We start from the raw sequence: 21,713 nt of genomic DNA, 5'->3' as shown, positions 1-21,713 counted from the left end.
GTCGGAGATGCTTTATAACCAATTAGGTCCAATTCTTTCGGCCCCTTTTTTTGCACTAATGCTGTGAAATTTATCTATCCTGAAAGGTCGAACTTTCGTATTGTAATTATACATATAATAAATTGTTTGATCAGCTGGCAATTTTGTCAGTGATGTTACATCCGCTCCCTTTCCACAACTTTCACCCTTTTTTACGTCTTCTTAGACTGGAGCAACACTGCTTCTGTGTGATTATAACTATATATGGTACAATAAATTTACTCCATTCCTATGTCAGATTTTATACGCTTGCCCAATCGGGGCTATGGATTCCTGTTAATTGTTTCTTTGTTTCTTTCACTTCTTGTGCAGTCTGTTTCGGCGCAGCAAGTCACAGAAGCCTGGGAGCGGCGCTATGGCAGCGATTTTCCCACGTTTGAGTCAGGTGCTTTTAGCGCGGTTGATGCAGCTGGCAATACCTATGTGGCGGGCAACAGCAGAAGTAGCACTCAGGGTTCTCCTACCAATTTCGATGCCTTTGTGGCAGCTAAATTTAGCCCCACTGGCGAAGTGCTCTGGCAGCACCATTTTCCACTGTTCCAATATCCCCATGCCTTGGTTGATGTCGCACTGGACGAAACGGGCTTTTACGTGGTCGCCTCCACGGTTGACATGGGTTCCCGAACGACTGTGTATGTGGTGAAATATAATGTGGCAGATGGTCAGGTGGTCTGGCAGCAGAGTGAGACGCCGTTTAGTAACATGACAGGTATAGAGCTATTGGCAGATAATAGGGGAGGACTGATTATGGTTGGTTCTGGCCATTTTAATATGCCGGGAGACTTTACGCAATTGTTTAAGTATAATGCAGCCAATGGGGAAAGGATGTGGATACAATCTGTGTCAGGAAGCGAGCCCCCTAACGTGTACCAGCATGTGGCAGGTATAGCCCTGGACAGCCAGGGAGACATCTACCTGACAGGCAGCACGGGTATTCTAGATAACGCCAGCCAGATGCTGACGACAAAGTACAGCGGGGCCGATGGCTCTCTGCTTTGGCAAGTGCAGTATGATACTGACCTGCAGGATCGCGCTATGCAACTTGCCGTGGACGAAACAGGGGGCGTCTATACCTGGGGAATACAGTATGCGACGGATCCAAACCAACCTGAGGGAGGCTTCCTGATCAGGTATGACGCTGCCAATGGCAATCAGGTATGGCACAAGCCAATACAAGGTACAGGTGTACCCGGGCTGCTGGTGGCAGACGAGGCAGGAGGACTATACCTGGGCAGCACGGAGCAAGGGACTACTCAGCTGGCAAGGTATGGCGCTGCTGATGGCGGTTTACGATGGTCAAGCCTGCACCAAGGCACCTTTGCCGCCCTGGACACAGATGAGGCGGGTCATGCATACCTGGGCGTCGCACTCGCAGATGCTGCTTATGCGGTTCGCAGGTATAGCGCTACTAATGGGGAACAGGTATGGGAATATACTTCTCAGGAAGACAGCACCTATGTACTGGATGGGGTGAAAGTATCTGAAGCGGGTACTTTGCACTTGACCGGAACCTCTGGTGGTATTGATTCTCACCTCTTTGCGGCGAGCCTTCAAACAGCTACTGGTGCAGTTGTGTTCAATACTTCCTTCATCCACACCTTACCGGGCATAGACCAGCCAGCTAACATGGTAACGGATGATGATGGTAATGTGTATGTTACGGCTACCAGCGGGAACCCAGATCCTTCGCGCAGTTATCAGCATGCTCTTTTGCTAAAATACTCGCCTGACGGGGAGTTACTATGGAACAGGCAATTTTATAACAGTGATATCAGGCAGACCAGACATTTGGCAGTAGACGCAGCGGGCGCTGTGTATATGATGCTAAGCGTGTACGGAAGCGATGGGCGTCCGCAAATCAGGCAGCTTAAGCTGAGCGGTGCTACGGGCGAGACGATCTGGGAACAAGAGCATGGTCCTACGGATGCCAACCTGGGTAGGGAAATACAACTCGACCAGCAGGGGAATCTTTACATCATGGGCACCGTTAACCCTCAGTTTGATCTTCCTCAAGAGGATTTCCTCATCAAAGTTGACACTGAAACAGGTCAGGAGCTCTGGATGAAGCGTTATGGGCGTCAAGACCCAGATAGTGACCTGCATGAGTTGGTTGCCTTCGCTCTGGACGAAACAGGTGATGTGTATGTGACTGGCACCGAACGTGCCCCCGCTGTAGTAAACAACCTGGCTCTGGCAAAGTATGCGGGCGGCGACGGTAGTGTGCTGTGGAACGAAATTTACAACAGCAGCAACCGACAGACTGAACACCAGGTGACGGCTATAGCAGTTGATACCACGTCAGGCGTATACCTGGCTGCCCTCGACATTCTGGACACTGGTGAGCATGTGGCCTACCTGCTTAAGTTTGAGGCAGCTAGTGGGGCATTCCTATGGCGGCAGCCTACCATTGACGAGGTAACAAACTCAGGCAGCTTGTCGAACCTGATCCTTGACAATGCTGGCGGAGCCTACGTAACGAGTTTTAATAACAGGCTAATCAAGTTGAGCACAGAGGAGCCCGGTGTTCTATGGACATCTCCCTTCCAGGGAGCCATTTCAGCTGTTGAACTCGACGAGGCAGGAGGCATCTATGTAGCGTACAGGGCTACGGATGGTGTGCAAATCGTGAAATACCAGACCTCAGATGGCGTCAGGGTATGGGATGTGTTCAAGGAAGGGCAGGCTAATCATACGCAACAACTTTTGGCTCTGGGCAGAGACAGAAATGTATTTGTGGTGAATACAGTCTACTCGCCTGATACAAACTTTGACCTCCTGACCGTAAAATACAGTCAAACCACGGAAGAGCCAACCTGCGCTATACCTGTAAACGTGCAGCTATACCTGGCGCCTTATGCCATTCGGGCAGGCTGGGAGGCACGCACTACCGCTGACTTTTCGCCCTACATCCTCACCGAAGACACCGGTCTGCGCTGGACCTGGGGCGATGGCTCGGAGCCGAGTATGTCCTATACCGCTTTTGGTACCTCACGCATCACGGGCAAGCATACCTATACCCAGGCGGGCATTTACCAGGTGGGGCTGGACTTTTCCGAAAGCTGCCTGGAGGCGGCCAACAGCGACTATAACCAGTGGCACGTCATTTATGACCCGGGAGCAGGCCATGTGCAGGGCTCTGGCAGTATCTCATTAGCCAATTTCGGGTTGGGTGGCAACAGCCAGAAGCTCGAAGCTGAGTTCTCTTTCTCTGTCCGGTATCAGAACAAGCATGCCACCAGACCACAAGGCACACTGCAGCTGACCTTGAACAAACAGAAATTCTCCCAAAGCGGAGCACTCGACTGGCTGGTGATCACCGGAGACCAGGCCATCTGGAAAGGGACAGCACAGCTACAAGGCGTAGGGCGATTCGGCTATATCGTGTCGGTGCGCGATGCGGGTGGCAAGGGCAAAAACGACCCCAACGACCAGCTCCGCATCCGCATCTGGGACCTTAACCGTGGCAATGCCGTTGTGTTCGACAACTTTGAGTCCGGAGGTGATATTTACGACCTGTCATCTGAAACCGGGCCCCGCATCGGTTGGGGAAACATCGTGATCAATGGCAGGAAAGACAACCGAAACCTGCTTGCTGCTAACGGGAAAGGTATGCAGGGACTGGCATCAGCGGAACTGTTAGCCTATCCGAATCCAGCCACTGCGCTCACAACAATTCGTTTTACTTCGGCTGTGGAAAGCGCTTACGAGCTGCAGCTGTTTGATATGAAAGGCGCACTGATGCAACAGGTAAGACAGGGCCATGTAAGAGCGGGCGAGGTAACCGAAGTGCAGTTGGATGTTTCCTCATTGAAAAAAGGCATGTACCTGGCTCGGATTACCAGTGCTGATGGGGTGCAGACCGTTAAGATAGTGGTTGAAAGATAGTAAGCTGCGCCGTACTGGTTCTAGATTAGCGCAGAAGCGTGACAGTACCGGTACGGCGCTTTGATTCCCCATTGTTGCTCACTATGTTGATTTCGTAGGCATAGGCTCCTGCTGGCTGTGGTTTGCCCTGGTAGGTGCCGTCCCAGCTATTGTTGCGGTCCTCAGAGGCAAACACGACCTGCCCCATGCCGTTGTATACCTTGATAGTGAAGGACCTGATGAAGCGTCCTTTTACTTCGAGCACATCGTTGAGCCCGTCTCCGTTTGGTGTAAAGGCATTGGGAATATGCACCTGCAAAGGCTGCTGGATGACCACAGTATTAGAATAAGAGGTGGCATTGCCGTTACCGGAAGTCACCCGGACACGGTAGCGCAGTTCCTGCAGTTCCTCACTCAGGTTGCGATCGATGTAGGTATTGCCCGTAACCGGTATACTGCTGACCACCCGGCCATCGGCGTCCAGAAGCTCCAGCGTGTATTGGCTCACGCCATCCGGAAAACCGACATAGCCCGTCCAGCCCAATGTGACGACCGGGGCGTTTTCCTGTGGCAGCGCGATCAGGTATACAGGGCAGGTGGTGTTGCTGAGAGCCGAGTTGCGCTCGCAGGGGTTGGTATAGCTGGCGCGGTAGCAAGCCGGATTAAGCGGTTGCAGCGGATCCGTATGTTCTGTCTGCTGGCTGGTGGCCAGGTCTGCAAAGGGCTCTCCTTCAATACTGCGTTGGAAGCGAATCTGCTGGGCAGTCTGGCCGCCTGGAATGGCAAGTGCCAGCTGTACCTGGTTGTTCAGATCGAAAGTACTGTAGAGATAGCCGGCAGGTGGTGTGGCCGTGGAAGTAGCCTGTACGCAGCGGGAAGCAGAAATCGAACGGCTTTGCCCATTATTCAGGGTACTGATTACCTGGTAGCAGTAGTTTTGCCCGCAGCTCAGGCTGCGGTCGGTGTAAGTGGTCGTGTTGCTGTTTAGCTCTGCTAGCTGGTTGCCGTCGCGGTATACCTGATAGCGCTGCACATCGCCGCCTATACCTGACCAGCTAAGGTTGGCCAGTTCATTGCCAGTCTGCACACCCAGCACCAGGCTGCTAACGGGAGCTGAAAAGATGGGAAGCTGATTGCCGCAGTTATCGGCTGGGCGGATCCGGAACTGTAGAGGCTGCCGGGTGTCTGCATTACCGATTCTGAAGTCAACCCACCTGTTTTGAGTAGCTGGCGCACTTGTAAAGACCGGTTCGAAATTGCCGGCTGCTGTGGTGCGTCGCTCCAGCACATAGCGGTAGCCCGGCTGCAGGCTTTCCAACGTGAACAGAATCTCACCATCTGCAGCCTCCCGCAGCACTTCCAGCTTTGCAATCAGAGGTGTGGGAGGAGTCGGCAAAAGCGTGACGGTGTTTGTGCTGCTTGTCTCGCAGGAGCTGCCCGTATACTTTCCACGCACCGTGATGGTATAAGTAGCAGCTGTGCCCTGGTAGGTATAGCGTGGCTGTTCTCCGGCTGCTACGCCTCGTACTACAGTGTTGTCACCGTAATGGATGTCGTATAAGTCGTATCCGGTGTCAGCAATTGTGACCTGAACCGACCTGCTGGCGCAGGGCTGTACCGTGAAACTGGGAGCCGGAGTGGCTACTACTTCAAATTCCTGGGGCTCAATAGTGGTGCTGTTACCACCGCCCCGGTTGATAATCTGCGTGATGATGTATTTGCCCGGCTCCGTGTAGGTATACTGGAAGCGGCCATCAGCACCACGATTCACTAATTCACTCTGGTCAAAATTCTGTGGGTCAAAAGCATCAGGGCCCGGATCGTAGAAAGTCGTATACTGCACATTCTGGTCAGTGCTGCAATCCACAAAAAATACAGGTGTACCTGCGCAAATCACTTTTACTTCCTGCCCGTTCTGTATTGCCCTAAAGCAGCCACTCTGCCCCAAAACAGGTATAGCGGCAAAAAGAAACGATATGAATAGCAGCAGTCTCAAGCGATGGGTATAGGGTGTGCTACGAATATAGGCAAGCAAGGGATAGGAGAAAAGCTTAAACCTAAATTTCAGGTATAGGAGAAGCGGAGAGGCCTCGATTGAATGGGAAGTGTAAATCAACTCAAGCAATTAAAAAGAGAAATCCGCAACAGTACTGGGAACCGCTGCGGATTTCTCTTTTTACGGACTATCACTTAAATCTTGATAATAGGCAAGCTGTAAGTCCTGATAAAGTCTACGCTTTGTTCCATATCCGGATGCATCACCCGGTCGGTACTCACAAAAGGGATCTGCTCGCGGAAATCAGCAAACAGCTGCTCCAGCAGTGGTGAGCTACGATGCGGACGTCTGAATTCCAGCGCCTGCGCAGCGTTCATCAACTCAATGGCCAGTACCCGCTCCACATTCTGCACCACTTTATATAGCTTTGTGGCTGCATTTGAGCCCATGCTCACGTGGTCCTCCTGTCCGTTTGAAGATGGGATGGTATCAATAGAAGCAGGCGTGCAAAGCTGTTTGGTTTGGCTCACAATAGATGCCGCCGTATACTGCGTGATCATAAAGCCGGAGTTCAGCCCAGGCTCCGCCACCAGGAAGTCTGGCAAACCGCGGCTTCCCGAGATCAGCTGGTATGTACGGCGCTCGGATATACTGCCCAGCTCCGCCAAAGCAATCGCCAGGAAGTCCAGCGCCAGCGCCAGCGGCTGACCATGGAAGTTACCACCCGAAATGATCTCGTCCTCTTCCGGGAAGATGTTCGGGTTGTCGGTCACGGAATTGATCTCAGTCAGGATCACTCCTTCAGCGTAGCGGATGGCGTCTTTCGATGCGCCGTGTACCTGCGGAATGCAGCGGAAGGAGTAGGGGTCCTGCACGTGTTGCTTGAACTGGCTGATCAGTTCGCTGCCCTGTAACAGCTGACGGAAATTCGCAGCCGTTTCTATCTGCCCGGGATGCGGACGCGCCTGGTGAATCAGGTGATTAAACGGCTCAATACGTCCATCGAAAGCATCCAGGGACAAAGCGCCCACCACATCGGCTGTGCGCGACAGGCGGCGGCCTTGAAGCAAGCAATGCACCCCATAGGCACTCATAAACTGGGTGCCGTTGAGCAAGGCAAGCCCTTCTTTGGCCTGCAGAGCAATCGGTTCCCAGCTGAACATCTCCAGCACATGGCGGCTCTCCAGACGGTAGCCCTGGTAGTATACCTCACCCAAACCGATCAGCGGCAGGCAAAGGTGCGCCAGCGGAGCCAGGTCACCGCTAGCCCCAAGCGAGCCCTGCTGGTACACGATTGGATAGATGTCGCGGTTGTAAAAATCGATCAGGCGCTTTACCGTCTGCAACTGCACGCCACTATTGCCGTAGGCTAATGATTGTATCTTGAGCAGGAGCATCAGTTTTACCACCTCTGCCGGCACCTCGTCGCCCATGCCACAAGCATGCGACATCATCAGGTTGCGCTGCAGCTGTTCAAGGTTATCATGCGAAATCTGCTTTTTGTAGAGCGACCCGAAGCCGGTATTGATGCCGTAGATGCTCTTGTCGGTGCTGGCGATCTTGCGGTGCAGGTAGTTATAGCAGTGCAAAATACGCTCCTCCGCCTCCTGTGACAGGGCCAGGGTATACCTGCGGCCGATGATTTCCTCGATGCGCTCCAGGCTCAGGTGCTGACTGGAGATATGGTGTACGTCGCTCATGCTGTTTACTTAAAGAGATTCAGATTTCAATTGGGCGATGATATCGTCGATGTAAAGCTCGTCCTGCTCACCGGTCTGCATGTCGCGCAGTTTCAGCTTGCCGGAGGCTATTTCCTCGGAACCTACCAGCAGCACGAACGATATCTTTTTCTGGTCAGCGTAGCTCATCTGCTTCTTCAGTTTGGCTGCCTCCGGGTAAAGTTCCGAGGCTATACCTGCGTTACGCAGTTTCTGCAGCAGGGGCAGGGCATAGCGCTCCGATTCCTTGTCAAACTGTACAATGAGTACCTTGGTGCCTACTTCGCTGCTGGCCGGGAACAGTTGCAGCTCCTCCAGCACATCATAAATGCGGTCCACGCCAAAGGAGAAGCCCACACCTGACACGCCCGGCATACCAAACATGCCCGTCAGGTTGTCGTAACGACCACCGCCGCTGATGCTGCCCATGTTGGCGTTGTTCACTTTTACTTCGAAAATGCAGCCGGTGTAGTAGGAGAGACCACGCGCCAGTGTCACATCCAATTGCAGGCGTGGCTGACCGGACGGGTTCTGCGTTACCAGGGCGTCGCTTCCCAGGTTATCCAGGTATTCCCATACCTCCCGCAGGTCTTTCAGGCCTCGCTGGCCTTCCTCGGTGTTGCCCAGCAGCGTCTGTAGTTGGTCGAGTATTTCCTGATTAGACCCTTTCAGGTCATAAAGCGGCTCCAGTTTATCCACGGCGGCTTCAGCTATACCTCGCTCCAGCAATTCTTTGCGCACGCCTTCTGCTCCGATCTTGTCGAGCTTGTCGATGGCTACACAGATGTCACCTTCACGGCCTTTTTCGCCGATCGCCTCGGCTATACCTGCCAGTATACCTCTGTGGTTGATCTTGATGGTGAAGTCCGTCATACCTAAGCTAACCAGCACCTCGTCAATCATCTGCACGATCTCCGCCTCACAAAGCAAAGAATTGGTACCCACCACGTCGGCATCGCACTGGTAAAACTCGCGGTAGCGGCCACGCTGCGGACGGTCGGCACGCCATACCGGCTGTATCTGGTAGCGCTTGAAAGGGAAGCTGATCTCGTTGCGGTTCATCACCACGAAGCGGGCGAAAGGCACAGTCAGGTCGTAACGGAGCGCTTTTTCGGAAATCTTACGAGTCAGGTGTTTGGAGCCCTGCTCGATGTCAGCGGCTGTGGTTTTGGACAGGAAATCACCAGAGTTCAGGATCTTAAAAATCAGCTGATCGCCTTCATCGCCGTACTTGCCAGTAAGTACCGACAGCTGTTCCATGGCGGGGGTTTCGAGCGGCAGGTAGCCGAATTTCTCAAAGGTGCGTTTGATCACGCCAAATATATAATTGCGCTTGACCACCACGGCGGGGCCAAAGTCACGGGTTCCTTTCGGTATAGATGGTTTTTCCTTGCTCATGTTTTCAACTTTGCAGGCGAAGTTACTAAAACAGGAGCAAATGCGCGGGTTGATTTTTAAAATGCGTTATCCTCGCCACGCAGCATGTTGTACACCGTGTAGAAGACAATTTTAAGATCGAGGATGAAAGACCAGTTTTCAAGGTAAAAGATGTCGAGCTTCACACGGCCGCGGATCTGATAATCCGAACTGGTGTCACCGCGGTAGCCGCGTACTTGAGAGAGTCCGGTTATACCCGGTTTAATGAAGTGACGCACCATGTATTTCTCAGCCACCATTGCGTATTCTTCATTTACCTTGAGCATGTGCGGACGAGGCCCTACAATGGACATCTGGCCCATGAAGACATTAAAGAACTGAGGAAGCTCATCCAGACTTGTTTTGCGCAAGAAAGCGCCTATACGGGTAATGCGTGAGTCTCCCCGTCGGGCTAGAAGGGAATTTGCTTCATTGTTTATGTACATAGACCGTAACTTCCAGCAACGAAATGTTTTGTAATTAATACCCGACCGCTCTTGTCCAAAGAAAATCGGCCCACGAGAGTCTAATTTTATTAACAGCGCTAGTAAAGGTATGAGCCAAGAGAGTATCAATAAGATAACTATTGAGGAGAAAAGCAGGTCGAAAGCTCGCTTCACCGCCTGATTTAATGTATCGTCTAAGGGAATTGAGCGGAATACCAATACAGGCATCATGTCTTTAAAATCCAGCTTTAAACGAGTATGCGGAAGATTGCCTGGCTCCGGCAGGAATTTCATTCGAATCAAATGATCGTCGGCACAGTTCATCAATTGGATAACCTGGTTACGTTGTAACTCGAATGGAGAGCAATAAATTTCATCTACATGATGCTCTTTTAGATATTGCTCCACGTCATCTATAGATCCAAGCTTACTCTCAGCATGTGTTACTTTATCGTCAAAGTAGCCTACCACGTGGTAACCATATTCAGGATGCATTCTAAGAAAACGACGCAGTTCCATTCCCGCTTCACCCATGCCCACAATTACTACAAAGCGCTTGTTATATCCTTTTCTTCGAAAATAGCGGAGCAAATAGATTATTAGCAGACGATATATGAATACAAAACTGGCCAAAATGCTATACTGATAAAACAGAAACTCTCTGGAAGCAAATTGTATATTAAAAAGACGCATAACTGCCTCTAGTAGAATAATATAGAGCAAAGCCAGCTTTATGGTGTTCTGTAGGAACTTGGCTGTGTGTACAACCCGATAGATTTTGTAAATACCTAACAAAAGGGCACACGCATACCAAGCCAGCAAAGCATAGAGAAAGAGCTCCAAATACTGTGTGCTGAAGAATGTACTAATCTTCCGGGCTGAAATTAAATGAGCCAGTATGAAGGAAAGTACGATGGAGAGTGCATCGCCAGCCGCATATAGCGGTTTGATGTATTTATTGTATAAACCAGGCATAGAAATTCACCACAAATATATAAAAAAACAGATTATGGAGATACAATACCCTCAAGCAGTACTTTCCAAGTTCTCTACCTGATGGATTGCATCAGGCATCTGTTAATTCGTTGCTGGTTTTATTTAAAATGAAATTCCGCATGTTCTCCTGAAAGGTTGCTGTACTGAACAGTTCGGCATGCTGCCGTATAGCCTGGGGGTGAAGTTTGCTGGCTACAAGTTCAAAGCGTTGGATTGCCTCCGTAAGTGCTAATGTAGTCTGCTGCTTATATAATATACCTGTTATACCGTCAAGCACTGTTTCGCGGGCCCCACCCTTACCAAACGCGATTACAGGTGTACCACAAGCCTGTGCTTCAACAGGCAGAATTCCGAAATCCTCTTCAGCTGCAAACACAAAGGCCTTAGCCCGCTGGAGATGGTCGCGCAGAACCTGGAAAGGCTGATATCCAATCAACGTAACATTAGATCCGGCTTTTGCTTTAATCTTATTGAAATCTGGTCCATTGCCGATCACGATCAGTTTTTTATCGGGCATCTGGCTGAATGCCTCCACAATCATATCCATTTTCTTGTAGGGCACCATTCTGGATGCGGTCAGGTAAAACTCTTCTTTTTTGGTCGTCAGGGTAAAGCTCTCCACGTCCACCGGAGGATAAATTACTTTTGATGTACGATTATATATCTTTTGTATGCGCCTGCCGATATAAAGTGAATTAGCTATAAAATAATCTACTCGATTTGCCGTAGTAAAATCCCATTGTCGCATGTAATGTAACATTATCTTGGCTACAAACCCTTTCAAACCTTTATTTAAACCTGATTCACGCAGATACTGGTGGTAAAGGTCCCAGGCGTAACGTATTGGAGAATGGCAGTAGCAGATATGTAATTGGTTTGAGTGAGTAAGTACTCCTTTGGCTACAGCGTGGCTACTGCTGATCACGAGGTCGTAGGATGAAAGGTCTAGCTGCTCTATAGCTAGTGGCATCAGGACCAAGTAATTACGATAATGTTTGTGGGCAAAGGGAAGCTTCTGAATGAATGTGGTATTTACCTTCTTATGTAGCATATGCTGCCGAAGGTGGTCGGGCATAAAGTCGATTACTGCATAAAGATCTGCCTCTGGGTATAGACGCAGTAACTGCTCCACCACACGTTCAGAGCCTGAGTAGTCAACAAACCATTCATGTATAATGGCGATTTTCACTATATATTAATTTTTGAGCGCAATATTGGCATCTTTAGTTTAAGATCAAATGGATTGTGCTTTTAAGAGCGAATTTCTTTATTGAAGCCTGCTCGTCTTCACATTCTCGGGGAAGTTGGATCAGTATGCCTATGTCTAGGCTTCTTCAGGTAGCTTAAGTGGACAAATAGGGGGTAAAAGACGGCAAAGAGAATAATACCTTTATGCCTATCAAGGATTACCTCTGTGATAAAAGCAAAAAGGAAAGTTGTTAAGAACAATAAAAATGTGATTTCATGATTGCGAACAGCCAAGCTGTAGCCAAGCCAGAAGATAGATACAAAGATGATAAACCCTAAAGCGCCGTAAATCATCAATTCATGTAAGTATTGATTATGTACATTGAAATCTAGGTAAGACTTATCTGTCAACCTCTTATTCAATTCATGCTGAACATCTCCGATCCCAACTCCCCACAAAGGATTATCAATGATGACATCCAGCGCAGCCTGACCTGAAATAGAGCGCTGATTTATTCCGTAGGCTGATTCGGTAATTTTTGAAACCTTAGTATGAAGGTAAGGAACAGTTTGATAGGCAACACCTAATAAAGTTGCTATACCTATCAGATTCAATAGAGTGAAAATTAAACCCTTGTGTCTGTACAAATAATAAGAAGAAAGGATGACTATAAAAAGCCAGTTGACGAGTAGTGCTGTTCTAGAAGAAATTAAAATTAGGAAGACATTATTTATTATAAAAAGAAGGATGAAATAACGTAAGTGATGTTTTCTTGAGAAAAAGTAAAAGCAGATAATATTGGCTAAAACAAGATATAGAGCCAAATAGGGCGCATGAAAATTGATGGTCTGTGGCAAATACCAAAGTGCTTTCTCCAGATAATATTCATTAGTATTTATCAAGAAGTAGTGAATGGTTAGTACCAAAGCCACGAGACAGCAGAGTGCTACAGAGGTCGCAAAACTATAAAACACCGTTTCTATATGTCTGCTCGTCATTTTCACAGTAAGTATCAAAACAGGAAGAATCAGGAAAGGGAGCCTTCTTTCAAGTATTGAAAGTGCCTGGAACATGTCCGTCGAATAAAATACACTAATTGCATGCATTGCGAAGAGCAGCATGAAAGGCAGTGCATATAGTATTTTGTCATTTTTTATTGAAATGTGTTTTTTATAAAACAGATCATATAAAAAGATTATAGTAAGAAGTATGATGATCAGATTAGGAATGCCGATGTGATACGGAATCACAAGCATTAGTAAACTTATAGTCCAAGGATAGCGATTTTCAGTGATGTGATAAAGGAAGGTATTCATTGAAAAGCCTTAAATGTTCCTGAATTGATTTATCCCAGCTATACTGACCGGATATATTTTTTGCTCTGTGTAAAAGGCTTTCCGCCGCCTGTGGTGTAAGCTGAAGAGCCTCTTCAATAGCAGTTTTAATAGATACAGGTTCGTATGGATTAAAATAAATGGCTCCTTCCCGGCACACTTCAGGTATAGCGGCTTGGTTAGAAACCAGGCTAAGAGTATTAGCTGCCATTGCCTCCAGCGGGGGCAAACCAAACCCTTCATAGGTAGACGGGAAAACAAATAAGAGAGCTTGCTGGTAAATAAATGGAAGGTCTGCTTCGGGTACAAACCCTGTAAAGACCGTTCGCTGTTGAAGTAGAGAGTTAGTTGTTAGTAATTCGGCTAACTCATTGTCACCCGTTATAAAGCCATCTTTTTTGCCTACTACTACCAAGCGTAATTCTTCATTCTGTTTATAAATATCTTCTAATGCATAAACTAAATTTACTAAGTTTTTGTGCGGTTTTACATTTCCTACAAACAATATGTAGTTTTCAGGCAAATTGTACTTTGTTTGTAATATCAATGCCTCCTGACCACTATAAGTTCTAGCAAACTTATCATGATTAACACCATTGTGGATTACGTGAACTTTATCTGACTGTGCCTTGATGTGTTTTAGTATCTCATGCTTCGAGAACTCTGAAACTGTGATAATACTATTGCTACGTTTAACAGCTAAGTTGTAGAAGAGCCTGGCATAAAGCTTCTGCTTTACATTCAGACTGCTGTAGAAGGCAAGGTGAAAAACATCATGTATCGTAGTAATAAAATACTTTGCCTTGGGAGCGAATATTGGTACATTGAAATGTGGTGACCAGAAAATCGTACAGCGAGGTAAAATCCTGGGCAATTTTAATTGCTCCTGTATGGAGTAAATAGGCGCATTATATTCAATCACATCTGCGTCATAACCACTTAAGTTTTCTTGATCACCTAAAAGAACAGTATTATATCTATTACAAATTGCGGGCAATATGTGCTGTAAATAAGTGCCAATACCTGACGCATGAATCATACGGGCATCTACTGCTATCTCGTAATTTGCCATGCTGATTTTGATAAGAATATAGTCATGCATGTAATTATAACCGGGAAAACAACAAGTGTGATCATGATACCAGAGCCAAACCAGTGCAGTCGCCAGAACTCAGCAAATGCATACAAGATGCTTAGAACCGACAGGTATAGATAGTTGTTTTGTTGTTTTTTGAGGAAGCCCACAATAAATGAGAATAGGAAAACAGTAAGCAACATTATAAAAAATGAAGACCAACCATGCAATTGGAAAAGCTGTAAAAAAGCGGAGTTTGTAGACAGAGACGGCTCAATATAGGCATAACGAGCCCAATTATCAGGCTGCCTATTTATTATATCTGCATTATTACCAACAGATATTGCGCCTTGGAAAGGAGCTCCCAAATAAGCAACAATCTCAGAGATGCCTGCAGACCAAAATCCATGTCCCTTAGCCTCATAAAAACCCTTGTTTCTGGAGTAGGATAAGGTACTTAGAATAATAAAGAATACAATACCCGCTAATAAGGTTTTAATTGGCTTAACTTTTATTCTATCTGCATGTGTAATAAAAAGAATCAGGCAGATAAAAATCATCATGACCAGTGATAGCCTGCTCGAAATAACAACTACAGAAGCAAGCATGGCAAAATTTAGGAAATCAAGCCGACTCTTTAACTTGAAATGGAAGCGCCTGAAAATGGCCATCGCACAACTTTGTATAGTTAGGTACCTCAGAGATAGGACACCCGCAGAGTAATCATCATATAGAATATATTTAAGCTCGTTAGCTTGGCCTGAGGTAATGTAGTGCAGAATAAGACTTATACCAGCACTAGAGAGTATTACAAGGTAGGAGGCTACGCACCCTATTAATGCAAAGGCTGTTAAGAATACATAAGGCCGATCCTTATCAAGCGGAACATACCTTTCAAACAGATTCGGAGATAGTTTCTTCCTAATAGCAAGTCCATAACTTAGAAAAGCAATGGCTATAGCCGAAAAATACCAGAGTAAAGCTACTAAGAAGCCTGGGGAAAAAATACTGAACTGCTTGCTAAAACCCTTACGGAGTATACCAAAGTCAGGAACCAACCACGCCAAAAAGCTTAGCGAGACGGTAAAGAATAGGATTCCGTGTGGAGTGGAAAGACTCTTTATAATTTTGCTGAATCCCATAAATTAGATGCGACTTCCTCCCAGGACTTAACTACAATATTCTTAAAACACTCTCTGCTGCTGCCTAAAGCTAACTCTACGGCTAATTTAATTGACTCCCTGTTACCGGGTTGGAAGTAGAAAGTATTTTCACGTTCGGTTTTCAGAAAGTCCGGAGCAATTATTGGCAATTGGCAATAGGAGTACTGCAGCACTTTCAAACTATCGGTAAACGATTCAGCTCCCGGCCTGTAGGTTAGCGTATGAAGGCCTGCATCTGCATATTTTACATAGGCTACAGTATCCATAAAAGGCATTTCACCATAGGCAATAATGTTGTCCTTCATAGGAAGGTCTGTAATAGGTCCTATGATGTGGAACTGATGTTCTGGAAATAAATCGGATGCAGTATTAAGAAACTGAACGTCAAAGTAGTCGTTCCCAATAAATACTATATTCTTTTTGTGCTTGGTTGTATAAGGGTTAGGCAGCTCCTGGTTGAAGACCTGTTTATTTATACCATGATGGTTTAACTGAAGCTTAGATGAATCAAATTGGGAAAGTGTATTATAAATATATGTGCTCGGTACACTCACTAAATCAAACTCTCTAAGCATTTTTTCTTCCAACTTGATCAAATGCGGATGGACATTTAGTAATCGTAGGTCATCAGACACCCGATATACAAATTTTGCTCTACTGTTTAACCTTTTAAACTTATTCAGCAGGTACAGACCAGGCGTACTCTCGAAGACAATTAGGTCTGAGTCTTGAATAAAAGCCTCTGCATTAGCAAAGGAAAACTTACTATATAAGTTAATAAAGGGAGATGACAGCTTATTAAGCAGGCTAAGTCTAAGATTGGCTACATGCCATGGGGTAAAGTGAAGGTAGCTGTATATGCTTTCATCTTTCAAAATAACCTTACCCGCTTCGCTACGGAGATCATACTCAAAACGATAGTCTCCTTTCAATTTCAGTAAGTAGCTTACAGGAGCAGTAAAGAACAAAACCTCATGACCCAGATTTCGAAATGCCTGAGCCAGGTGGTGGAAACCTGCTCTTCTCTTTGAACCCCAGTAATGTCCGGTTACTAATGTGACTTTAGACATATACTTGCTTTATACTAAATAAAATTAACCTTAGACATTAAAATAAGCGTAGGTTTCGACCTAGATTCCCTATTTAAGTGGTAAAAAGGTATTAGTTTACCTTATTGATATCAGCCCATCTTAGGAAGTTCAGATACCTCCAATGCGCTGTGGTATAGGGCCTTTTGTTGCTGAATATTTCTTTAAATTCCTTGTTCAGCATCTCAATGTTTATCTCGTCTGATATTCTAGAACTGTTCAGCACCTCAAAGGTCCAGTCAGAGGAGTTTTTTATCCACTGTTTTTCAGGTGTCTCAAAACCAATCTTATCTTTTCTGTTGAGGATTTCGGTAGGCAGGAAATCCTTCATTGCTTCTCTGAGAAGCTTTTTAGTGTAACCTTCATTAGGAAGAATGTATTCTTCAGGTAGTGAATAAACGAATTCCACTAGATCTTTTGTCAGAAAAGGGACTCTTCCTTCAACAGAAAAAGCCATTGCATTTCTGTCCTGATAGCGCAGCATCGAAGGCAAGTCAGTATGTTTAAGTCCCTTGTAGAGAGAGGCCTTCAAGAAGTTGTCTTCGTATAAGGAACTATCAAAAGCCTCTTCTTCCATTTTGAATATGTCTTTGCTGATAAGCCGTACTGTATGTGATAAATACCTGTTCTGGACCTGCTTTTGAAATTGTTTGGGCAAATATTTATACAGCGTCTTGAGTAGTTCCTTAGCCGTAGATATATTCAGTGCAGGATCGATTTTCCTGATAAATGCCAGGTAACTGATGAAGCCTTCTGAGCGGAGTATGGATAGGGCTCTGCCACTAAAATAAATAGGGTAGCCTGCGAATATTTCATCTGCACCCTGCCCGTCCAGCACCACACTCACATTGTTCTGTTTGATCAGTTCAAAAACCTTGTACTGAGCGTAGATGCTTGTACTACCAAATGGCTCGTCCTGAAGCCGTATAATATTTTCGATTTCAGAGATGAAATTGGCTTCCGAAGGCTGCGTATAATATGGTTGTGCTTTAACTTTTTGATTAACAATATCGATCCATTTCTTTTCACTCCTTCCTTCGTAGTTTGGAAGGTAGCTGAAGGCCAATTTTTGGCTTTCTGGTAGAATGTCGTCGGCAACACATACAAGGGACGAAGAATCGATTCCTCCTGATAAGGTATAGCCAACCTTTACATCACTTCTTAAATGGATCTTAATACTGTTATACAGAATGTCTTTCACCTGTGCTACCGCATCATCGAAAGTTAGATCTCGCCTTTCTGTTGGGGCTATGGACCAATAAGGAGTAGTAGTTAGCGGGCTATAGGAGTCAGCTGATAATACGGTATAGTGCCCGGCAGGTATCTCTTTAATTTCCTTGAAGATGGTTTCAGTATTCTGATTGACCCACCCGAATTTTAGATACTCATTTAGTCTGTTCCTGTTTAGCGAACGACTAACTTTAGGCTCAGCCAGAAGCCCCTTAATCTCAGAGCAGAACAGGAAGAAGTTATCATTCTGTACGTAGTACAGCGGCTTGATACCAAAGGGGTCACGAGCAATGAATAATTCGTTGGTGAATGCATCATGTATTGCAAAGGCAAACATACCGTTGAAGTATTCCAAACTCTCAGTGCCCCATTCTTTGTAGGCATTTAAAATTACTTCCGTGTCAGTTTCTGTATTAAACTGGTAACCTTTCTTGACCAAGGCTTCACGAAGTTCGACGTAATTGTATACCTCTCCATTATAAGAGATGGTGTAGCGTTTATCAGCCGTCTGCATGGGCTGCCATCCCCGTTCAGAGAGGTCCAATATGGATAGCCTACGGTGTAATAGCGCAACGTTAAAGTCAAAGCCTTCATTCGTATCTCTGGTAAGCACTTTGTCGCCATTAGCAAAAAAATAAAAACCATGATCGTCAGGACCTCGATGGCTTATAGTTGCTCCTATTTCCTTGATCGACTCTAATGCGATTCCGGTTCTCTTATAATTTATGGCTCCGCCTATTCCGCACATATGCTTGTTTTCTAAAGCTGCAAATTTAGTACTTTAAACTTACAATAGAATGATAAGACTCTAACTGGGTAAGGAAACAGCCTTGTATAGGCTGATTAGTTGAGGTATAACTGCCTTTTTAGAAAATTTACTCTCAAAGCCTTGGCGAATTAGTTGCGGTTGGAAGTAGTTGTAATTTTCAACCATGTAAAGCAGTTTGTCTGCCAAATCCTGTGGTGACTTTAGTTCTGCAAACAATCCGTTCGTATCATCTACAATACAGGACGGCCCTCCACAACGTGTTGCAATAATTGGTTTCCCACATGCTATTGCTTCGGCATAAACCACGCCAAACGTTTCTCCATGGCTAGGCAGTACGAATGCATGGCACCGCTGGTATTGTTCCCGGGCTTTTTCCCTAGTGACTGTTCCGAGCCAGTTGACATACTTGTCTATTCCAAGCGCTTGGGCTTTCTCTTTATAAAAGTTCAGGTAATCACCGCCTCCACCTATCGTAAAGAATAAAGCTTCGTGTTGCCTGGTAACCAGAGCAATGGCGTCAAGTAAATCATCTATACCTTTCTCGGGCGATAGGTTGGCTAGTGTGAAAAACCTAAAAGGAGGGAGGGGAACTGAAGAACCTACAGTAAAGAAATCTTCATCTATAACATTAGGGATAAATTCAGGTTTTTTAAAACCATAACTTTCGATATCATCAGCAAGACTTGGGCTGACAGCAACAAGAGAGTTTGCTCTTGAAAGAGGTTCTGCAAGCGCTGGGCGAATCATTCCTTTCGACGTTAAGAAAGTCTTGAAAGGAAATGGCCCCATGTGCTCTGTAATTATGTAGGGTATATCAAATTTTCGGGCTAGTTCCATCGCGATAAATCCAGCAGGATAGCTAACATGGGCATGTATCAAATCTACTTTACCAACCAGTTGCTCAAACTTTTTAAGATTACTTAAATTAGCTTCTACCAGTTTACTGATATTCCCACTTAGTATTTTATGTGTCCAGCTTAAAGTAGGAGTATAGATTTCATGTAAATTTTTCTCAATAGTAGAGAGTGTGGTAGATTTGTGCCTATTGAAAGAAGAAACTATATTTTTAGTAGATGCCAGAATATTTTTGTTTATCGTCAATCCTGGGTCGCTTTGTCCCCATAGACTGATTCCAACCTGTATGCTGCTGTCGAATTTTGCGACACTAGCTGCTTGTTCTTTGAAAAATATACCTGCTATTGGACTCTCCTGTGAAGGGTACCAGGAGGGAATGATAAAAATGTTCATAATAAAGCCCCTTATCTAGACACTTGACTAACTTTTAGTAATCGATATCTGACCACTGGGTAAGCAGTTATTCTGTTGAGTAACTTCAATAGTCTAGTACCTCTATTTAATTTGAGAAAATTAAATAACCTCATTCTTCCAAAGTTGTACTTATAAAGCATCCCCTCAAAGGCTGGCACATTAGGATAAATATATAAATCATAAACGAGTTCCTTCATTTCTTCAGACTTAGAAAATAGCCGTGACTTGTTTATTATTGAGGATGCTGAAGCAGCATGTAATCTATACTTCACTGTAGGTATGTTCATATAATGAATCTTATACCCAGCAGAAGTAATTTTTAGCCAAAGAGGCCAATCTTCTATCATAGGAATGCGTTCATCAAAGCCTCCCATTTCATCCAAAAGGGATTTGCTGAAGAAAGCTGTTGGTGCTGATACAAGTACCTGACGCAGCAGTATCTGGTATTGTTGCTCCGGGCTGATACTTGTTGAGCCAAAAGGATGGTTTTCTAATGAATACTCTTCGAAAAAGCACTCATCTCTGAAATGCTCCATATAGTCCAGCCTCTTGGAGTGAACTACCTTAGCTCCTGGGTTTGAGGAAACATAAGTTAGGTAATCTTCTATGCAGTTCGGCATGAGCACGTCATCACCAGCAATCAGCTTCACCCATTCACCTTTTGCTGCCTGCACTCCTGTGTTGCAATTACCCGCAATGCCCACATTCGCCGGAGTTTGGACCAACTGGGTACGGACAAACCGGGTGCTGTTCTCAGTAATCCACTTTTGACATAGAGCTAAAGTGTTATCGCTTGAGCCGTCATCGCTTATGATAAGCTCAATATTCTGATAAGTTTGGTATTTGCTGCTTTCTAGTGTTTCAATAATGTACTTAGCGGAGTTATATGTAACAATGATGATAGAGACAAGCGGTGTAGTAAAATGTTTGTTTTGCATCACATTAAATAGGCAGAGATGGTGTCAAATATGGTAGATCAGGCAACAGTCTATAAATTAAGCTTCAAGTGTTTTTGGCTATCCTCCTTGTGCCTGAAAGGAAAGTATGCCACTATTATAGGTGTTGAGGAGAATTGCAGGTTTATCTGCTATTTATCATTCTTGAATATCAGCTTGATCTTTTTCCTAAATTTCAATAGAAGGGTAAATCCAACAGTAATATTATGGTTCGCAGTGATCAACGAGTAGAGGAGGTTTTTGAATTTACTATCTAAATCGGGGGATTTCATGAGTTCCCAACGTAGGTTTTCTGTGTTTTCTTTAAATGTTTGTATAACTTTTTCTCTTTCGGAGATACTAAGCTGCTGTCTTTTGCTAAAGTATACAGTATAATGATGCACCAAAGATTTAACAAGATCCTCCTTCCAGTATTTGATAATGGATTCCTCAAATCCCCCATTTTTGATAAGCTGGTAAAGTCTGTACTGTGTATGATGAACATCAAAATATTTTATAGAGAACTTCTTTGTTGTTGAATCAAGGTTATTTCTATAGTAGTAAACTGCATCGCAAAATGCTACTGAGCGGGCTTTTAAAAAGAGGAGTCTTGTTGTATACTCATCGCCATTCATACCTATGGTATCGTATCCGATTGGCTTAAGAATACTTGATTTGCATATTCCCCATCCACCTATTTCCCACTTCAAGCTTAGTAGAAAAGCATCCTTTCCTGAGATAACCGGATTTAAATCCCCCTTCAAGCCAGTAATGGAAGATGTAAATGAATCACTTTGGTAATCCCAGAACTTCGTCAGAGAAAGTACAATATCCGCCTTCGTAATACGGTATCTATTAATTAACTTACTCAGATAATCTCTCTCTATTTTGTCATCGCTGTCAAGTATGGCAATAAAATCACCGGACGAAACTTTTAGCCCTTCGTTTCTGGCAGCTGCAGCCAACCCACTGTGTGGGTGGTCTATGACGATGATTCGGGAATCAATCCTTTCAAACTCTTGAAGGATGCTTAAGCTATTGTCAGTAGAGCCATCGTTTATGCAAATTAACTCCCAGTTACTGTAGCTTTGGTTAATCACAGATTCAATAGCCTCCTTTAGGAACTTTTCGGCATTGAATACTGCCATAAGAACAGAGACCGTGGGTCCTACATTAGGTGTCATAC

Annotated in this window: 14 protein-coding genes; 1 reads left to right on the top strand and 13 read right to left on the bottom strand. The window is 45.3% G+C overall.

Annotated features, from left to right (window positions below; all coding sequences use genetic code 11):
* Positions 1-270: 270 nt before the first annotated feature.
* The gene (locus AC5FXQ_RS06570; protein ID WP_493601694.1) at positions 271-3,924 is read left to right on the top strand and encodes an outer membrane protein assembly factor BamB family protein; all 3,654 of its coding nucleotides are present in this window, start codon (positions 271-273) and stop codon (positions 3,922-3,924) included.
* A gap of 25 nt (positions 3,925-3,949) precedes the next feature.
* On the opposite strand, the gene AC5FXQ_RS06565 is transcribed toward AC5FXQ_RS06570, so the two are convergent.
* From AC5FXQ_RS06565 to AC5FXQ_RS06505, 13 genes are all read right to left on the bottom strand, one after another.
* Positions 3,950-5,899, bottom strand: coding sequence for a T9SS type B sorting domain-containing protein (locus AC5FXQ_RS06565; RefSeq protein WP_493601693.1), 1,950 nt, complete (start codon positions 5,897-5,899; stop codon positions 3,950-3,952).
* 194 nt (positions 5,900-6,093) lie between these two features.
* On the bottom strand, positions 6,094-7,599 hold the full coding sequence (gene hutH, locus AC5FXQ_RS06560) for a histidine ammonia-lyase (protein WP_493601692.1): 1,506 nt from the start codon (positions 7,597-7,599) through the stop codon (positions 6,094-6,096).
* A gap of 9 nt (positions 7,600-7,608) precedes the next feature.
* The gene (hisS, locus tag AC5FXQ_RS06555; protein ID WP_493601691.1) at positions 7,609-9,015 is read right to left on the bottom strand and encodes a histidine--tRNA ligase; all 1,407 of its coding nucleotides are present in this window, start codon (positions 9,013-9,015) and stop codon (positions 7,609-7,611) included.
* 56 nt (positions 9,016-9,071) lie between these two features.
* Positions 9,072-10,454 (bottom strand): undecaprenyl-phosphate glucose phosphotransferase, encoded by a 1,383-nt coding sequence (locus AC5FXQ_RS06550; RefSeq protein ID WP_493601690.1) that lies wholly within the window; start codon positions 10,452-10,454, stop codon positions 9,072-9,074.
* 91 nt (positions 10,455-10,545) lie between these two features.
* Positions 10,546-11,664 (bottom strand): glycosyltransferase family 4 protein, encoded by a 1,119-nt coding sequence (locus tag AC5FXQ_RS06545; protein WP_493601689.1) that lies wholly within the window; start codon positions 11,662-11,664, stop codon positions 10,546-10,548.
* Positions 11,665-11,762: 98 nt separating this feature from the next.
* The gene (locus AC5FXQ_RS06540) at positions 11,763-12,980 is read right to left on the bottom strand and encodes an O-antigen ligase family protein (RefSeq protein WP_493601688.1); all 1,218 of its coding nucleotides are present in this window, start codon (positions 12,978-12,980) and stop codon (positions 11,763-11,765) included.
* Positions 12,952-14,070, bottom strand: coding sequence for a glycosyltransferase family 4 protein (locus AC5FXQ_RS06535; RefSeq protein ID WP_493601687.1), 1,119 nt, complete (start codon positions 14,068-14,070; stop codon positions 12,952-12,954). Before AC5FXQ_RS06535 ends, AC5FXQ_RS06540 begins: the two co-directional genes overlap by 29 nt.
* Positions 14,052-15,215 carry a hypothetical protein gene (locus AC5FXQ_RS06530; protein WP_493601686.1) on the bottom strand — a complete coding sequence of 388 codons (1,164 nt, stop codon included), beginning with the start codon at positions 15,213-15,215 and terminating at the stop codon, positions 14,052-14,054. Before AC5FXQ_RS06530 ends, AC5FXQ_RS06535 begins: the two co-directional genes overlap by 19 nt.
* On the bottom strand, positions 15,194-16,306 hold the full coding sequence (locus AC5FXQ_RS06525; RefSeq protein ID WP_493601685.1) for a GumK N-terminal domain-containing glycosyltransferase: 1,113 nt from the start codon (positions 16,304-16,306) through the stop codon (positions 15,194-15,196). The genes AC5FXQ_RS06530 and AC5FXQ_RS06525 overlap by 22 nt, the downstream gene beginning before the upstream one ends.
* A gap of 91 nt (positions 16,307-16,397) precedes the next feature.
* Positions 16,398-18,302: an asparagine synthase (glutamine-hydrolyzing) gene (gene asnB, locus AC5FXQ_RS06520; protein ID WP_493601684.1), complete on the bottom strand. Its 1,905-nt coding sequence runs from the start codon at positions 18,300-18,302 to the stop codon at positions 16,398-16,400.
* Positions 18,303-18,362: 60 nt separating this feature from the next.
* Positions 18,363-19,571 carry a glycosyltransferase gene (locus AC5FXQ_RS06515; protein ID WP_493601683.1) on the bottom strand — a complete coding sequence of 403 codons (1,209 nt, stop codon included), beginning with the start codon at positions 19,569-19,571 and terminating at the stop codon, positions 18,363-18,365.
* 11 nt (positions 19,572-19,582) lie between these two features.
* Positions 19,583-20,530, bottom strand: a complete 948-nt coding sequence (locus tag AC5FXQ_RS06510; protein ID WP_493601682.1) for a glycosyltransferase family 2 protein — start codon at positions 20,528-20,530, stop codon at positions 19,583-19,585.
* Positions 20,531-20,679: 149 nt separating this feature from the next.
* A complete protein-coding gene (locus AC5FXQ_RS06505; RefSeq protein ID WP_493601681.1) occupies positions 20,680-21,711 on the bottom strand; it encodes a glycosyltransferase in 1,032 nt (343 codons plus the stop codon).
* Positions 21,712-21,713: the final 2 nt, after the last annotated feature.

The sequence above is a fragment of the Pontibacter sp. LHS1 genome, assembly GCF_058932855.1.
This window is presented reverse-complemented; position numbering and strand designations above follow the sequence as displayed.

What these genes read in the sequence shown, in the direction of transcription:
- AC5FXQ_RS06525 (WP_493601685.1), bottom strand. Translation starts at nt 16,306, where the DNA reads ATGTCTAAAGTCACATTAGTAACCGGACATTACTGGGGTTCAAAGAGA.
- hutH (WP_493601692.1), bottom strand. Translation starts at nt 7,599, where the DNA reads ATGAGCGACGTACACCATATCTCCAGTCAGCACCTGAGCCTGGAGCGC.
- AC5FXQ_RS06530 (WP_493601686.1), bottom strand. Translation starts at nt 15,215, where the DNA reads ATGGGATTCAGCAAAATTATAAAGAGTCTTTCCACTCCACACGGAATC.
- AC5FXQ_RS06535 (WP_493601687.1), bottom strand. Translation starts at nt 14,070, where the DNA reads ATGGCAAATTACGAGATAGCAGTAGATGCCCGTATGATTCATGCGTCA.
- asnB (WP_493601684.1), bottom strand. Translation starts at nt 18,302, where the DNA reads ATGTGCGGAATAGGCGGAGCCATAAATTATAAGAGAACCGGAATCGCA.
- hisS (WP_493601691.1), bottom strand. Translation starts at nt 9,015, where the DNA reads ATGAGCAAGGAAAAACCATCTATACCGAAAGGAACCCGTGACTTTGGC.
- AC5FXQ_RS06550 (WP_493601690.1), bottom strand. Translation starts at nt 10,454, where the DNA reads ATGCCTGGTTTATACAATAAATACATCAAACCGCTATATGCGGCTGGC.
- AC5FXQ_RS06540 (WP_493601688.1), bottom strand. Translation starts at nt 12,980, where the DNA reads ATGAATACCTTCCTTTATCACATCACTGAAAATCGCTATCCTTGGACT.
- AC5FXQ_RS06515 (WP_493601683.1), bottom strand. Translation starts at nt 19,571, where the DNA reads ATGAACATTTTTATCATTCCCTCCTGGTACCCTTCACAGGAGAGTCCA.
- AC5FXQ_RS06505 (WP_493601681.1), bottom strand. Translation starts at nt 21,711, where the DNA reads ATGACACCTAATGTAGGACCCACGGTCTCTGTTCTTATGGCAGTATTC.
- AC5FXQ_RS06570 (WP_493601694.1), top strand. Translation starts at nt 271, where the DNA reads ATGTCAGATTTTATACGCTTGCCCAATCGGGGCTATGGATTCCTGTTA.
- AC5FXQ_RS06510 (WP_493601682.1), bottom strand. Translation starts at nt 20,530, where the DNA reads ATGCAAAACAAACATTTTACTACACCGCTTGTCTCTATCATCATTGTT.